This window comes from Sphingomonas sp. Leaf339 (genome assembly GCF_001426195.1).
GTDB lineage: Bacteria > Pseudomonadota > Alphaproteobacteria > Sphingomonadales > Sphingomonadaceae > Sphingomonas.
The window spans coordinates 1-341 of sequence record NZ_LMRS01000050.1; the positions used below are offsets into that span (position 1 = coordinate 1).

General features: G+C 47.5%; 1 protein-coding gene. It reads left to right on the top strand.

Annotated elements, in window-relative coordinates; translation table 11 throughout:
- Positions 1–12: 12 nt before the first annotated feature.
- Positions 13–341, top strand: a 329-nt coding sequence (locus ASG67_RS15470; protein ID WP_156460859.1) for a pheromone/general odorant binding protein, incomplete at its 3' end; no start/stop codon positions are given.

The following is a 341-nucleotide window of genomic DNA, read 5'->3' on the forward strand; positions in this document are numbered from 1 at the left end:
CAAAGAACAAAGATGAAATTCCTCGTAGCAGCTTTCCTTGCCATCGCTTTGGTCTCCGTTCAAGCCACGGAGTCCGGCAACAAGATCAAGCATTTCTCCGAGGGTTGCATGGAAACCACCGGAGTCGATCACGATATTGTTGTAAACGCCCGTAAAGGAGAGTTCGTCGATGATGAGAAGTACATGAAGTACTGCCACTGCATGTGCAAGAAGATGAACATCATGGACGATGAAGGCCATCTTCATGAGGAGCACATGTTGGACAACCTTCCAGAAGGTCTCGGAAGGGAAGAGGGAACCAAGATCATGAAGAAATGCATTGGTGAAGCTCATGATGAAAC